At 47.3% G+C, this 14,883-nt stretch carries 14 protein-coding genes; 2 read left to right on the top strand and 12 right to left on the bottom strand.

Translation table 11 applies throughout. The features are described 5' to 3' along the window. Positions 1-324: 324 nt before the first annotated feature. Positions 325-2,613 carry a ribonuclease R gene (gene rnr, locus HUG20_RS17465; protein WP_200085948.1) on the bottom strand — a complete coding sequence of 763 codons (2,289 nt, stop codon included), beginning with the start codon at positions 2,611-2,613 and terminating at the stop codon, positions 325-327. Then, positions 2,606-3,376 carry an alpha/beta hydrolase gene (locus HUG20_RS17470; protein ID WP_200085949.1) on the bottom strand — a complete coding sequence of 257 codons (771 nt, stop codon included), beginning with the start codon at positions 3,374-3,376 and terminating at the stop codon, positions 2,606-2,608. The genes rnr and HUG20_RS17470 overlap by 8 nt, the downstream gene beginning before the upstream one ends. 152 nt (positions 3,377-3,528) lie before the next feature. On the opposite strand from HUG20_RS17470, the gene HUG20_RS17475 reads away from it, so the two are divergent. Further along, positions 3,529-3,750, top strand: coding sequence for a hypothetical protein (locus tag HUG20_RS17475; protein ID WP_200085950.1), 222 nt, complete (start codon positions 3,529-3,531; stop codon positions 3,748-3,750). Between the two features lie 30 nt (positions 3,751-3,780). Here the strand turns inward: HUG20_RS17475 and secG are convergent, their stop codons facing one another. The 8 genes from secG to HUG20_RS17515 all read right to left on the bottom strand — a co-directional run bounded on the left by secG (position 3,781) and on the right by HUG20_RS17515 (position 12,354). Beyond that, positions 3,781-4,011, bottom strand: a complete 231-nt coding sequence (secG, locus tag HUG20_RS17480; RefSeq protein WP_200085951.1) for a preprotein translocase subunit SecG — start codon at positions 4,009-4,011, stop codon at positions 3,781-3,783. A gap of 163 nt (positions 4,012-4,174) precedes the next feature. Then, complete coding sequence (locus tag HUG20_RS17485) at positions 4,175-5,266, bottom strand: PRK06851 family protein (RefSeq protein WP_200085952.1); 1,092 nt, start codon at positions 5,264-5,266, stop codon at positions 4,175-4,177. A gap of 125 nt (positions 5,267-5,391) precedes the next feature. Beyond that, positions 5,392-6,675 carry a phosphopyruvate hydratase gene (gene eno / locus HUG20_RS17490; protein WP_200085953.1) on the bottom strand — a complete coding sequence of 428 codons (1,284 nt, stop codon included), beginning with the start codon at positions 6,673-6,675 and terminating at the stop codon, positions 5,392-5,394. 6 nt (positions 6,676-6,681) lie between these two features. After that, on the bottom strand, positions 6,682-8,232 hold the full coding sequence (gene gpmI, locus HUG20_RS17495; RefSeq protein ID WP_200085954.1) for a 2,3-bisphosphoglycerate-independent phosphoglycerate mutase: 1,551 nt from the start codon (positions 8,230-8,232) through the stop codon (positions 6,682-6,684). Beyond that, complete coding sequence (gene tpiA / locus HUG20_RS17500) at positions 8,229-8,984, bottom strand: triose-phosphate isomerase (protein WP_200085955.1); 756 nt, start codon at positions 8,982-8,984, stop codon at positions 8,229-8,231. The genes gpmI and tpiA overlap by 4 nt, the downstream gene beginning before the upstream one ends. A 15-nt stretch (positions 8,985-8,999) precedes the next feature. Further along, positions 9,000-10,187, bottom strand: a complete 1,188-nt coding sequence (locus HUG20_RS17505; RefSeq protein ID WP_200085956.1) for a phosphoglycerate kinase — start codon at positions 10,185-10,187, stop codon at positions 9,000-9,002. A gap of 89 nt (positions 10,188-10,276) precedes the next feature. Continuing rightward, positions 10,277-11,284, bottom strand: coding sequence for a type I glyceraldehyde-3-phosphate dehydrogenase (gap, locus tag HUG20_RS17510; RefSeq protein WP_200085957.1), 1,008 nt, complete (start codon positions 11,282-11,284; stop codon positions 10,277-10,279). Between the two features lie 41 nt (positions 11,285-11,325). Beyond that, positions 11,326-12,354, bottom strand: coding sequence for a sugar-binding transcriptional regulator (locus HUG20_RS17515; RefSeq protein WP_200090573.1), 1,029 nt, complete (start codon positions 12,352-12,354; stop codon positions 11,326-11,328). 298 nt (positions 12,355-12,652) lie between these two features. Between HUG20_RS17515 and HUG20_RS17520 the strand changes: the two genes are divergently transcribed. Further along, on the top strand, positions 12,653-12,832 hold the full coding sequence (locus tag HUG20_RS17520) for a ubiquitin family protein (RefSeq protein WP_200085958.1): 180 nt from the start codon (positions 12,653-12,655) through the stop codon (positions 12,830-12,832). A gap of 109 nt (positions 12,833-12,941) precedes the next feature. On the opposite strand, the gene rpoN is transcribed toward HUG20_RS17520, so the two are convergent. Together rpoN and HUG20_RS17530 are read right to left on the bottom strand one after the other, a co-directional pair. After that, a complete protein-coding gene (gene rpoN, locus HUG20_RS17525) occupies positions 12,942-14,273 on the bottom strand; it encodes an RNA polymerase factor sigma-54 (protein ID WP_200085959.1) in 1,332 nt (443 codons plus the stop codon). Between the two features lie 48 nt (positions 14,274-14,321). Continuing rightward, the gene (locus HUG20_RS17530) at positions 14,322-14,576 is read right to left on the bottom strand and encodes a hypothetical protein (RefSeq protein WP_200085960.1); all 255 of its coding nucleotides are present in this window, start codon (positions 14,574-14,576) and stop codon (positions 14,322-14,324) included. Between the last annotated feature and the right edge of the window lie 307 nt (positions 14,577-14,883).

Below are 14,883 nucleotides of genomic sequence, written 5' to 3' on the forward strand. Positions count from 1 at the left end.
CAAAAAAACGGCTAAACAATCGACCATAGTGATGAAGGATTCTGTTATGTCAGATTGCAATCGTTTGGACGCCATGAACCTTCTGAATCTCGCATATTATGGCGTCATCGGATCGTGATGACGCCATAAAACAGCGCATTTATACATTTAATGGCGTCCACCATTGGCATCAATGACACCATAAAGCTTCCTATTCTTGATTATGATGGCGTCATCCGAATGCTTTTGACGACACGCTCCGCGACACCCCGATGATAGATGGTGGCTAACGGGAATGTATCCACACTCGCCAATAAAAAAAGCCCTTCGAAAAGAGCTTTCTCGTTACGATCGTTTACTTTTCTTTTTTTTCTTCCCTTTCTTGCCTCCGCTTTGGCCTTTTGCTTTATTTTTTGACGGTTTATGATCTTTCGGGCGTCCGCGTTCCCCTTGTATGACCTTTGGCCCTTCCCGGGGTGCTCTTTTTTTCCGTTCCGGCATACCGACAATTTCAAAATCAACCGATGATTCGTCCATGTTCACGTCGAGGACGCGTACATCGAGACGATCACCAATACGAAACATGTTTGCAGTTCTTTCCCCGATCAGGGCGTATTGGCGTTCGTCGAAATGATAATAATCATCGGTCAAATGACTGACATGGACAAGGCCTTCAATGGTGTTTTCCAAACGGATGAACAAGCCAAAATTTGCCGCGCCGCTCACAAAGGCCGGAAACTCTTCCCCGATTTTATCTTTCATGAACTCTGCTTTTTTTAAATCATCCACATCCCGTTCGGCATCAACGGATCGGCGTTCCATGGCCGATGAATGTTTGGCGATATCCGGAAGCCGCCCTTGCCAATGGTCCACCGTCTTTTTGCCGGTTTGATTTTTCACTAAGTATGTGCGGATTAAGCGGTGCACAATCAAATCCGGGTAACGTCGGATTGGTGAAGTGAAATGGGTGTAAAAATCAGCGGCCAATCCAAAATGCCCGATATTCGCCGGATCGTACTTAGCTTGTTGCATGGAACGTAGCATGACCGTATTGATGACCGTTTCTTCCGCTTCCCCTTTCACCGCTTGCAACACTTCCTGCAGCGCCCCGGGATGAATGGAATCTCCGCGCCCTTTCATTACATAGCCAAAACTCGTAATAAACTCGAGAAAACTTTGCAATTTTTCCTCGTCCGGGTCTTCGTGAATACGATAAATGAACGGAAGCTTCAACCAATGAAAATGCTCGGCAACGGTTTCATTTGCCGCGAGCATGAACTCTTCGATTAACCGTTCGGCTACGGAACGTTCGATGATACGGATATCGGTGGGATGGCCATCCTCGTCCATCTCGACGTTCGCTTCTTTAAAATCAAAATCGATCGCTCCACGTTCAAAACGCTTGTTTCGTAAAATGCCGGCCAATTCTTCCATGTCTTCAAAGAGCGGCACGAGCGAGCGATACCGTTCTCTCGTCTCTTCGTTTTGATCGACGAGAATTTCTTTCACTTCCGTGTACGTCATGCGTGCAGAAGTGCGGATCACACTTTCAAAAATATCATGATCAACGACATCCCCTTCGGGGCTGATTTCCATTTCACAGGAGAGGGTGAGGCGATCCACTTTCGGGTTCAACGAACAAATGCCGTTGGACAACCGGTGCGGGATCATCGGGATGACACGATCAACGAGATAAGAACTTGTCCCACGGTCTTCGGCTTCTACATCAATGGCGGAACCTTCTTTCACATAATAGCTGACATCAGCAATGTGAACGCCGAGATGATAATTACCGTTGTCCAGGCGCTTTACTGTTACGGCATCATCAAGGTCTTTAGCATCGGCACCATCGATAGTGACAATTGTTTCTTCCCGCAAGTCATGGCGTCGCTCGATTTCATCCGCTTGGATCTCATCAGGCGCAGCAGCCGCTTCTGCCTGCACGTCTTCCGGGAACTCCCCCGGGAGTTCATGCTTATGAATGATGGACAAAATATCGGTTCCGGGATCGTTTTTATGTCCGAGAATGGTAGCGACTACCCCTTCGGCCCCCATGCGCCCTTCCGGATATTTCGTTAGTTCAACGACCACTTTATGCCCATCGGCAGCACCATGCTCTTGGCCTTTCGGAATAAAAACATCATCATACAAACGTTTATCATCAGGGGTAACAAACCCGTAACGCTCATAGTCGAGAAACGTTCCCACGACTCGGCTCGTTCCCCGTTCAAGAATGCGAACGACCGCACCTTCGGCCCGATCGCCGGAATGCCCTCCCGAACGGGACTGAATACGCACAAAAACAGTATCTCTATTCATGGCACCGGCAAGATCACCGGGGGCAACATACACGTCATCTTGCCCTGAATCTTCAGGCAATATAAAAGCAAAACCTTTGCGATGGGCTTGTACCGTTCCTTTTATTAAATTCATTTTTTCGGGGATACCATAGCGATTGTTGCGCGTACGGATTAACTGGCCGGTGTCTTCCAAATGGTTCAACGTTTTCATTAGGTCCTTCCGGTTATTTGCTGAATCCATTTCCAATGCTTTTTGTAATTCATGGACGCTCACCGGTTTTTTTGCTTCGTCACGAATATGGGCAAGCACTGGTTCTATCGTTTCTTCAACCATCGTTTTCACTCCTCTTCTCCCAATCTAATTGTTCCAAAAACGCGAGAATATGTTCATAGACTTTTTCTTTTTCCTTCCATAGCGTAATCACGTGCGGCGCATCCTCATAGCCTTGCACATGTTTTTGCCGAGAGGATACTTCGTCGTAAATCACATTCGCACTATCCGTATCAACCATTTCATCTTTGCCAGCTTGGATGATTTCAATCGGAACCTTTATTTCATGAAGCTGTTCACGAATCGTGCTGATCAATTGATGAATGGCGGACAACACCGTCGCAGTATTCTTTTTAAAATCAATTATTTCTTTTTCAATGGTTTGTTCATCTTTTTTCTCATAGCGCTTGTATTCTTTGGCATACTGCAAAAGACCGTTATATAAACGTTGATCTTGTTCTTTCGTGATGGCGGGCGCGCACATTGGAATGATGCCGTTCACCTTGAATGTGTATCCGGCTTTTAACGTGAACAGCCCTCCAAGGGAGAGGCCGCAAACGGCAATGTGTTCAAACCCCTGTGCCCGTAAATGATCGTATCCTTCTTCAACGGCTTCCCACCAGTCATCAGGACCCGTTTCCAATAGCTGTTCAGGTGGCACTCCATGTCCGGGGAACATGGGCGCGTGTGTTGTGTATCCATTTTTTTGCAGAAAACGACCGAGCATACGCACATCTGCCGTTGATCCGGTAAAGCCATGCAAAAGCAAAACAGCGCGCCCGTTATCACCGTTAAACGTAAACGGTTTCGGGGGTACGATTTTCAATGGTTCTTTTCCTCCTCCATTACGTATGGACTGCTGAATAACGGAAAAACACTGGCACATAAGCATTTTCCGTTGGTGTTGTCAAAGCTGGATGCAAGGAAATCCATCCTATAAGCCAAAAAATCCTTGCACTTCTGGCAACGTACGGAGGGATGACGCTGCAATGGCGTCGACATCAAAACGGACGCGTCAAGCTCCCGCAGCGCCGGTTTTGCGCGAGGAGGCTTGACCGTTCGTCCGCGGAAAGCGAAGCCATGGAAGCGACATCCCGGCTTCAGCTGATAGCTGCAAGTTGTTCAGCGATCCCTACGTATGCCTTTCATTATGTTTCCCGTCTTTCGCTTCTTATAATCTTTAGACGCATTAAAGTGTAAAAAACAACGGGAACGTCTCCCGTTGTTTCACTATAGAAAATATGCCAATGAAATGGTGCCGATGAAAAATAGCACGGCAAGCACGACCGTTGTTTTCGCAAGGAAGGACTCAACCCCTCGTGCTTTTTGTTTCCCCATTAATTGTTCCGCTCCGCCGGAAATGGATCCGGCTAAACCTGCACTTCTTCCCGGTTGCATGAGAACAAACGTAATCAGCGTGATGCTTACAATAATTAATATGATCGTAATAATGGATGCCAAGTGCGTCACCTCCTGAACAATCCGCACGTCTAAACCTGTACTTACTTTATCATATGGAGTAAAAGCAGACAATAGGGAGACATGTAAGGGAGAGCGCGTTCGGTGTAAGCAGTTCATTCTAAAAAGGCACCCTGTCTTTTTGTCAGGATGCCTTCCTATCGAATCACTCGATACGATTGATGATTTCCGTTGCAAGCTCCTGTGCTTTTCGGTTAATGGATAGAAAGTCCATCGCTTGCCCATAATATTTTTCCAATTCATCGTGTATTTTTTTTGCTTCGTTTAAATAATGCGTCCCTTGTTTCATTTTATTCTTATAAGACGTTTCCGTTTCGCGGATCGCAGCGGCCTTCTGCTTCTCGATTGATGGATCCATACAACGCACAAACATATCGACGATTTCGTCATTTTCCCGACTCGGATCAAATGGATGCGGGTCCGTTCCGTCCAAAATAACGGTTTGCAACGCCGGAATGATCACCATGTCTATGCTCTCCGGATCAAATGCACAATAATAATACTCAACCCCATAAGCCTTACTTTCCGCATGTTTCCCGATTTTTTTCATTATCGATGATTTCCCGCTACCGGCACGCCCTTTTAAGATGTATCGCTTCCTCACATCTTCCGTTAAATTATCGTAAAAATGAACCGGACCTTTAGGTGTGGCTGCACCGAAGAATCGATGCTTATTTATCGGGACACGTTCGGCTTCCGCGGTTTCAGAGAAAATTTTTTCAATCAGTTCCTCCGTGACTTGATCCGCCTTCTGAAAGTCCATGGCAGTTAAGTAAATGGCTTCTAGATCGTCGTGCACGTTCCGGGCATCAGCAAATGCCGCATACGCTTCGGAAAAAGCATTCTTGTTTTTATCGGTCAATGCCACGATGTCTTTCTTGTGTTCGTTCAATTTTGTGTCGTCTCGAAAGTCCCCCAAATGAACGATATCGTCAACCACACCCGGGTACTTGGGATCCATCATGTGCGGTGCTGTTCCATCTACGATCCCGACCTTTAAGGAAGGTATGATCACGCCGTCAAGAGAGTCGTTGTCAGAAGAACAGTGGAGAAATTCAATCGGTTCGCCTTTTTCCGCTACAGCGTTGCCGACATGTCTGATTAGCGTCGATTTACCTGTTCCCGGTCCACCTTTTAATATATAAAGTTGCTCGAGCCCCTGCACCGCCTCTTCATAAAGCGAATAAAAGCCGAGGCTGGAGTTACTGCCGGCATAGTAATTTTTAACGTTACTCATCGTGCTCCCCCGTTCCGTTATTAGGCATGTAGCTAATGATTAGCCTATGCGGAGGGAGCTGTTTTCGTTACCTCTTTGCACACAACAAAGGCGCCCAAGGGATTACCCTTCAAGCACCTCTATGCTCACTGTTTTAACTGATAAAACGTCTCTTTTCCCGGGTAGATAGACCGGCCGCCGAGCTGGTCATGAATGCGTAGGAGTTGATTGTATTTGGCAACACGGTCGGTTCGTGATGGAGCACCCGTTTTGATTTGCCCGGCATTTGCAGCAACGGCAATGTCCGCAATGGTAGCATCTTCCGTTTCTCCGGAACGATGGGAGATCACAGCTGTGTATCCGGCTTTTTTCGCCATTTCAATCGCATCAAATGTTTCCGTGAGCGTTCCAATTTGATTTACTTTAATCAGGATGGAGTTTCCAACGCCGCGCGCAATGCCCTCGGATAGCTTTTCCGTATTGGTAACGAACAAATCGTCGCCGACGAGCTGCACACGGTCACCCATCGTATCGGTTAGTTTTTTCCACCCGTCCCAATCGTTTTCATCAAGGCCATCTTCAATCGAAACAATCGGATACTTGTCAACGAGGCCTTTGTAAAAATCGATCATTTCATCGGCATTTTTTATCACGCCTTCGCCTTTTAAATGATAGTTGCCGTCTGCATACATTTCCGATGCAGCTGCATCCATCGCGAGCATGACGTCTTCCCCGGGTTTGTACCCTGCTTTTTCGATGGCTTCCATAATGACTTCAAGCGCTTCTTCGTTTGATTTTAGGTCCGGGGCAAATCCACCTTCATCGCCAACGGCCGTATTGTGCCCTTTTTCTTTTAATACTTTTTTCAAGGTATGAAAAATTTCCGCACCGATCACCACCGCGCTCCGGACGTCCGTTGCGCCGACGGGCATCACCATAAATTCTTGCAAGTCGACACTATTGTCGGCATGTTCACCGCCATTTAAAATATTCATCATTGGCACGGGCATGGTTTTTGCATTAAAGCCACCAAGATATTCGTATAATTCAAGTCCCATCTCTTGGGTAGCGGCGTATGCACAAGCCATCGATACGCCGAGAATGCTGTTCGCGCCCAATTTTTCCTTGTTCGGGGTACCGTCAAGTTCAATGAGCAAACGATCAATTCCGAGTTGGTCGGTCACATCAATGCCGACAAGGTGGGAGGCGATTTCTCCATTTACATTTTCCGCTGCTTTGAGCACACCTTTCCCCATTAAACGATCGCCGCCATCGCGAAGTTCCACCGCTTCATGCTCGCCGGTTGAAGCTCCGCTCGGGACGAGCGCCCGCCCGAGGATTCCTTCGTCTGTAACCACTTCCACTTCCACTGTCGGGTTTCCCCGGGAATCAAACACTTCCCGGGCAAACACATCCGCGATCATTGTCATCCTTCGTCATCCTTTCTCAGCCTTTGCTATTAAATTTTGTCCTGTCATTTCGGCAGGCTGGGCAATCCCCATCATCGCAAGCAATGTCGGCGCCAAATCGGCAAGAATGCCGTCGCCTCGTAATTCAGCTCCCGCTTTTGTGACGATGACCGGCACTGGATTTTTCGTATGTGTCGTCATCGGGGTTCCGTTTGCTTCCGTGACTTCATCAGCATTGCCGTGATCGGCCGTTACAATCACAGCTCCGTCTTTTTCGTGAATAGCTTCCACAATTCGTCCCAAATGCGCATCCACTGCTTCCACCGCGGCAATCGTAGGCTCCAATTTCCCGGAATGCCCGACCATATCAGGGTTTGCGAAATTAAGGACAATCGCGTCATGCCGGTCATTTTCGATTGCATCCAACAATGCCTCTGTCACCGGTCCCGCACTCATTTCCGGTTTCAAATCATACGTGGCAACTTTCGGAGAATCAATAAGAATTCTCTCTTCTCCATCAAAGACCGTGTCCATTCCGCCATTTAAGAAAAACGTAACATGGGGATATTTTTCGGTTTCCGCGATGCGCAATTGTGAATAACCTTCGTTGGAAATAGTTTCTCCAAGCGAGTTTGGGAGTTGAAACGCTTCAAAAGCAACATCGGCCGTAAACGTATCATGATAGTGCGTCATCGTTACATCATAAAGGGTTTGCGGATGCTTTTCGCCCCGATCAAAAGCCTGGAACGTTTCCGTTGCCAATGCTTCGGTCAGTTGAATGGCACGGTCAGGCCTGAAGTTAAAACCAATTACGGCATCCCCATTGGAAATTGTTGCTACGGGGCTTCCGTCTGCCGTTTGCAAAACGATCGGTTCCACAAATTCATCATAAATCCCTTGTTCATATGAGCGGTCAATGGCCGCCATCGGATCGTCTGCTTTGTTCCCTTTCCCATAAACAAGGACTTCGTAAGACTTTCGGATCCGTTCCCAACGCCGGTCACGATCCATTGCATAATACCGGCCGTGCATGCTTGCCAGTCGTCCGACACCTATGTCATCCATTTCTGCTTGTAGTTGTGCAATGTAGGTTTTCGCACTTTGCTGATCCACATCTCTGCCATCGAGAAACGCGTGAACATAAACGTTGGATACCCCTTCTTTTTTTGCAAGCTTCAAAAGAGCAATAACGTGGTCGATGTGGCTATGAACCCCGCCGTCCGACAATAAACCATAGAGATGGAGGGCGCTTTTCTTTTTCTTCACATGGTTTGTCGCGTTAAGAAATGCCTCGTTTTCAAAAAAAGTTCCGGCTTGAATGCCTTTGCTAATCAATGAAAGATTCTGATGCACAATGCGGCCGGCGCCAATATTCATATGGCCGACTTCGGAATTTCCCATTTGACCGGCCGGAAGACCCACACTTTCACCCGAGTTCAATAGGGTAGCGTGAGGGTACACACTCCATAAATGGTCAAAATTAGGGGTCCGAGCTTGCGCAACTGCATTTCCATATGCTTCATCCCGAAGGGCAAAGCCGTCAAGGATAATTAATGCGTGTGGCGCTTGCTTTCTCATTGGGCAGCCTCCAATAGCGCGAGAAATGAATCCACCTTGATGCTGGCTCCGCCCACGAGTGCTCCATCAATATCATCATCCGCCAAGTATTCCGCGATATTTTCCGAGTTGACACTGCCTCCGTATTGGATGCGGACGGCTTCGGCCGCTGATTGGCCATATTGGTCACGAATGTATGCACGAATGGTCCTTGCCATCTCTCCGGCTTCCTCGGGATTTGAGGATTTTCCGGTGCCGATCGCCCAAACAGGTTCATAAGCAAAGACGCATCCTTTTACCTGCTCGGGTCCAATTCCCTGTAATGCTTGCTCCAGCTGCTTACGCACGACTTCGCCAGCGCGGTTCGCTTCTCGCTCTTCCAACTTTTCGCCGATACATACAATGGGGGTCATGTCATGTGCCAAGGCTGCATGAAGCTTTCGATTCACCCGTTCATCGGTGTCATTGAACATTTCCCGCCGTTCGGAATGGCCGATAATGACAAGGTCAATTCCGATCGATGTTAACGCCGGAGCGCTAATTTCACCGGTGAAAGCGCCATAATCCTCTTCATGCATATTCTGCGCGCCGATCCTTAAATCGGTGTTTGCGGCTTTTTCCGTCATTCCTTTTAACGATAGCGCTTGTGCACAAACCGCGCTTTCCACTTCTTCGTTTGAAGGAACGCGATCCTTTACGGCATCGACAAACGCCAGCGCTTCCCTATCGGTCACATTCATTTTCCAATTTCCCGCGATAAATGGTGTCCGCATAAGCATCACCTCTTGTTATTCTATTTGATCGTCAATCACTGCAATACCGGGCAACTCTTTTCCTTCCATGAACTCCAGGGACGCGCCGCCTCCAGTGGAGATATGGTTCATTTCCGCCGCAAAACCAAACTGTTCTACGGCTGCCGCAGAATCGCCCCCGCCGATAATCGTATAAGCGTCCGTATTTGCCAATGCTCCGGCTACTTCTTTCGTTCCTTCTGCAAATGGCGCCATTTCAAAAACACCCATGGGACCGTTCCATATCACCAAGGAAGAAGCTTGTATTTCTTCTTTATAGGCTTTCACGGTTTTCGGGCCGATGTCAAGGGCTTGCCAATCGGCAGGAATGCCATCGATATCCACAATTTCGGCCGTTGCATCTTCCTTAATATCATCAGAAACGATTGCATCCATCGGAAGAAGCAACTTTACGCGATTACGCGTAGCTTTTTCCATAAATTGTTGTGCCAATGCTATTTTATCTTCTTCAAGCAAGGATTGTCCGATTTCATACCCTTGCGCTTTCACAAACGTATAAGCTAATCCACCGCCGAGCAATAGGACGTCAACTTTGTCAAGAAGATGATCGATGACCTCAATTTTATCTTTCACTTTCGCGCCGCCGATAATTGCGGTAAATGGACGGTCGGGATCTTCCAAAGCCGATCCGAGAACTTCGATTTCCTTCTCAAGCAAAAGACCGGTCGCGGAAGGCAGGTGATGGGCAATGCCTTCCGTAGAAGCGTGAGCGCGGTGGGCAGCGCCGAATGCATCGTTTACGTATACATCGGCAAGCGCTGCCATTTGTTTGGCGAGGCCGGCATCGTTTTTCTCCTCACCTGCCTCAAATCGGACATTTTCCAATAACAGAATGTCCCCGGAAGTGAGTTGATCAAACGTTTGTTTAACGTTTGCGCCAACGACTTCATCAACCTTATGAACCTTGATTTCCGACAGTTCTTCCAGCCTGCGGGCGACCGGATCCAAACGCAATGCCTCTGCAACTTCTCCTTTCGGCCGCCCAAGGTGGCTCGCGAGAATGACCGTTGCCCCTTTTTTCCGTAAAAACCGAATCGTAGGCAAAGCTGCACGAATGCGCGTATCATCGCTTACCTCCCCATCTTGCAAAGGGACGTTGAAATCAACCCGGCAAAATACGGTTTTCCCGGCGACACCGAGGTCATGAATGGTTCTTTTCTTCACGTTAGGCTCCTTCCTCTCTTATGTATGGTGGAAAGAGAAAAGCGGGAGCAAAACATACGTGTTCTGTCCCGTTTCTCTTCTTCTGCCTATTATAACCCTTTTTGTGCCATATGTGCGACCAAATCTACAACACGGCTGGAATATCCAAATTCATTGTCATACCATGCAATGACTTTTACCATATTGCCTTCCATCGTTAATGTTGAAAGGCTGTCAACAGTGGACGAATGATTGTTGCCATTGTAATCACTGGAAACGAGTGGCTCTTCACTGTAACCGAGGACCCCTTTCATGTTCGTTTCCGACGCTTTTTTCAACGTCGCGTTTACAGCGTCTGCCGTTACGTCTTGATCCAGTTCGGCAACGAGATCAACGAGAGAGACATTAGGGGTAGGCACTCGCATGGCACCGCCGTTCAACTTGCCTTCAAGTTCGGGAAGAACAAGGGAGACGGCCTTGGCTGCACCAGTCGATGTCGGGATGATGTTTTGCGCGGCTGCTCGTGCCCGGCGGTAATCTTTATGCGGCAAGTCCAGAATTTGTTGGTCGTTTGTATAGGAATGAACGGTGTTCATAAAACCGCGACGGATGCCGTATTCGTCATGAAGTGCCTTCACGAGCGGTGCCAGGCAATTCGTCGTGCAGGAAGCGTTGGAAACGACATAATGTTTCTCAGGGGAATAGTCTTCTTCGTTAACCCCCATGACGAAGGTTTGGTCTGCTTCCTTACCCGGGGCGGAAATAACGACTCTTTTTGCACCGCCATCGAGATGCTTTGCCGCATCGTCCCGCTGTGTGAAACGTCCCGTCGCGTCAACGACCACTTCAACGCCGCGATCGGCCCATCCGATGTTTTCCGGATCTTTTTCCGACGAAACATGGATTTTTTTCTCCCCAATGATGAGGGCCTCGCCATCGACACTTACGTCTTCTGCAAATTCACCGTGGACCGTATCATACTTCAGTAAATGGGCAAGCATGTCCGCATCTGTAAGGTCATTGATGGCGACGACTTCAACTTCACTATTTTCCATTGCTGCCCGAAAAACCAAACGCCCGATTCTGCCAAATCCGTTGATTCCTACTTTTGTTGCCACTACAGATTCCTCCTTAACAGGTTAAAAATTAAAATCGCAATCTATGGTTGGATAGATGCTTTAATGGCTTCGGCCGCCCCTTCGTCGGTGATCAGCAGATCACTTGGACGGTACGTCATATAGGCGATAATCGCCTCGGCTTTCGATGCTCCGCCGGCCATGGTGATAACCTTTTGTCCTTCCCCCAGATCATCAAGTTGCAAACCGACCGTTTTTTCCTTCTGAACAACGTTCCCGTTTCCGTCAAAATAGTAACCGAAGCTTTCAGCAACAGCGTTACATGTTTTTAAACGCTCAAGTTTTTTTTCGTCGGCGTTTCTTCTTGTAGCCATCGTATGAGCATCGCCTACACTATGGATAACCATACGCGGGGAACGAATCAAGTTCAGCAGTTCTTGAATCCCCGGTTCTTGCGTTAGCGATTCATAAGCGAGGTCGCTTAACTGATCGGGCACATGCAACAATCGATATTGAGCGTTAGCACTTCTCGCCAACGCCGCGCAAATCGTGTTCGATTGCAAATCAACATTTTCCCCAAGACCACCGCGAGCGGGAACAAATGTAACATGTTGCAAGTTTGGATGAGGAGACACGGATTCCGCCAACGTCGCGAGGGTCGTCCCGCCTGCAACGGCAACGACATCGTCGGTGCGGAGGGTTTGAATCATCTCGCTGACACAGGCACGACTCATTTCTTTTTTCACCCACGGTTGGCCATCACTATCGCCGCTCGTCACAATCACACGCGAAATATGAAGGGATTGCTGTAAATCAGCTTCCAACTGTGAACGCCCGGAAATGTTTTGCATGCTCGGCCCCAGTTGATCAAGCAACATACGCCCTTCCTCCGTCAAATCCATTCCTCCGGATTTCACTTCCAACAGGTTTTGTTCCTTGAAAAGTTCTACCTCGTTGCGAAGGACTCGTTCCGAGATTTGCAGTGAAGCGGAAATTGTTCGCCTGCCCACCGGAGCACTCACACGGATAAATCGCAAAATATCAAACCGGCGGTTTAAATTCTCCATAATGTCGGGTTGTAGTTTCTTTTGCCATTCCAGAAGATCCAACATTGAAAAGATCACTTCTTTTTTCGGGAACAATATTGTCCCTATTAGTCATTTTCGTTCCCAATAAGTGTTACCTTGATTATAAATCATTCTCTTTTTGTTTGCAATGTTAAAAATGCCTCCATTCCTGGCCAAACAAATGTACATGTGATTTATAAGCTTGGGTATCATTAGGGACTGCTGAATAACGGAAAAGGATTGGCACATAAGCATTTTCCGTTGATGTTGTCAAAACTAGATGCAAGAAAATCTATCCTAAAAGCAGAAAACCCTTGCACGTCTGGCAACACACGGAGGGACGGTGCTGCAATGGCGAGACTCCAGCGGAAAAACGGACGCGTCAAGCCCCCGCAGCGCCGGTTTTTGCGCGAGGAGGCTTGACCGTTCGTCAGCGGAAAGCGAAGCCATGGAAGCGGCATCCCGACTCCAACTAATATATGTAAGTTGTTCAGCAATCCCTCATTATGGTGCTGCATGGTGACGGTATCGTTTGTTTCTGATGCCAGCCGGTCACCATGACAGGTTCATGGCGACCATATTCATCTCTTTTATCTCTGTTCCAAACAAAAAAACCGCCCGATGAGGACGGTTTATGCAAAGCGCTTTCGTTTGGATGAAGCCTGGATGTTAAGTTCATCACGGTATTTGGCGATCGCGCGCCGAGAAATTGTAACCCCTTCTTCCTGTTTAAAGCGATCGGCGATTTTCTGATCAGAGATTGGTTTTTGTTTATCCTCCTGCTCAATCCAGCAACGGAGCGCTTCTTTCACCATCATTGCCGAAATATCTTCGCCGTCATTGCCGGATACACCTTTACTGAAAAATGCTTTTAACTCATAACATCCGCGTGGGGTCTGTACATACTTCCCATTTGTCGTTCGTGAAACCGTCGATTCATGAACATCTGCCCGTTCGGCAATATGTTTGAGTGTCATCGGACGCAACTCGCCGTTTTCCAAAAAGCTTTGCTGATATTCGACGATCGCTTCTGTTACGGCACGAATCGTTTGTTGCCGCTGGTCAATGCTTTTCAACAGCCACACGAGTTGTTTGTATTTGGACTGGGCATACTCAAACGTTTCTTTATCGTTTTTTTGATGAAGAAGATTTCGGTATTGGCGATTCAAACGAATCCTCGGCAAGGAATCATCATTTAAAACGACCGTCCACTCTCCATTGTTTTTTTCTATATAGACATCCGGTGTGATATAATCCGCTTCACTTTCACTAAACCCTTGGGCAGGGCGAGGATTCAGCGTTTGGATGAAATCATGGGCATCTTGTATTTCTTCAAGGGTAATTTGCATTTCTTCCGCCAACCATTTCCATTTTTTCTCTGCGAACGCTTGCAAATAATGGGCAACAATCGTTTCAACAATCGGATGCTCCTCAGGAAGCGCTTGCAACTGCAACAACAGGCATTCCGATAAAGATCGCGCCCCCACGCCAACGGGATCAAAGTTTTGCAAAAGCGCACATAATTCATGGAAACGGTCGGGGGTGATGCCGAGTTCAATTGACGCTTCTTTTTCATTCACAACTAAATAACCGTTTTCATCTAAATTATGGATAAAATATTTCAGGTGTTCCTTTGTTTCCCCCTCACAATCAAGCATTCGAAGTTGATCAATGAGATGAACCGTTAACCCTTGACGGGCATTTCCCAAACGATCAATGAAAGGTTCTTTCCCCTGCTCCCCGCTGCTTTCCTCACGATCGTTCCATAACACCGGGCTATCCCGGATCCCTTCGTCCCTATCCGCCTCATTGACATCCAGCAATGGATTTTCCAACGCTTGTTCTTCTATATATTCAGATAATTCCAATGTAGAGTATTGCAACAAAGAAATGGCCTGTCGCAATTGCTGGGTCATCACGAGTTTCATCGTTTGTTGTTGAATAAGTCCCATTTCAAGATTCATGGTGCGCCCCCTAGTTTTGTAAGCGCTTTCTATGAAGATAGCACAAAATTATTTCTGTTCCAACCATGAAAAAGTTAGACGGACGGTGTGCGTTTGCTTCTTTTGCACATACTCGCTATTCATCGTTATATAAGAAGGGATATGAGCTTGCACATACGTGCGATCATCCTGCAAGAAATCAAATGAACCGGTGGTTCTTAAGGCTTCGGCCAGCTTTTCGAGTTCAGTAGCTGCTTCATTCGCCGTCAGTTCCTGCTCCCGGGCATACCGTTCCGTTTGCTCTAAGCGTTCTTGGCCAAACATGGAATCCCCCTCCGCGAATGTTACAATTTCATTTTACACTATCAGAATGTATTAATTCTTCGAATGATAGTATAAGTAATACTTTGACCTTCGCCATCCTTGACGATAAGTCAAGTTTTTCTAATGTAATTATATCGCATTTAACATCCAGAAGCTAGGGTAGTGTGTCATTCATTCTAATATCGATTTAAAATTGCATTCTCCTGTTTCTCGCGGATATTCCCTTCTAATACCGATCCATATCAGGAAAAAACGGTTTGAAGTTTACGAAAAAAGGTAAACATAGTAATGGGTGATGAATAAATGC

This window comes from Salicibibacter cibi (assembly GCF_016495865.1).
Classification (GTDB): domain Bacteria; phylum Bacillota; class Bacilli; order Bacillales; family Marinococcaceae; genus Salicibibacter; species Salicibibacter cibi.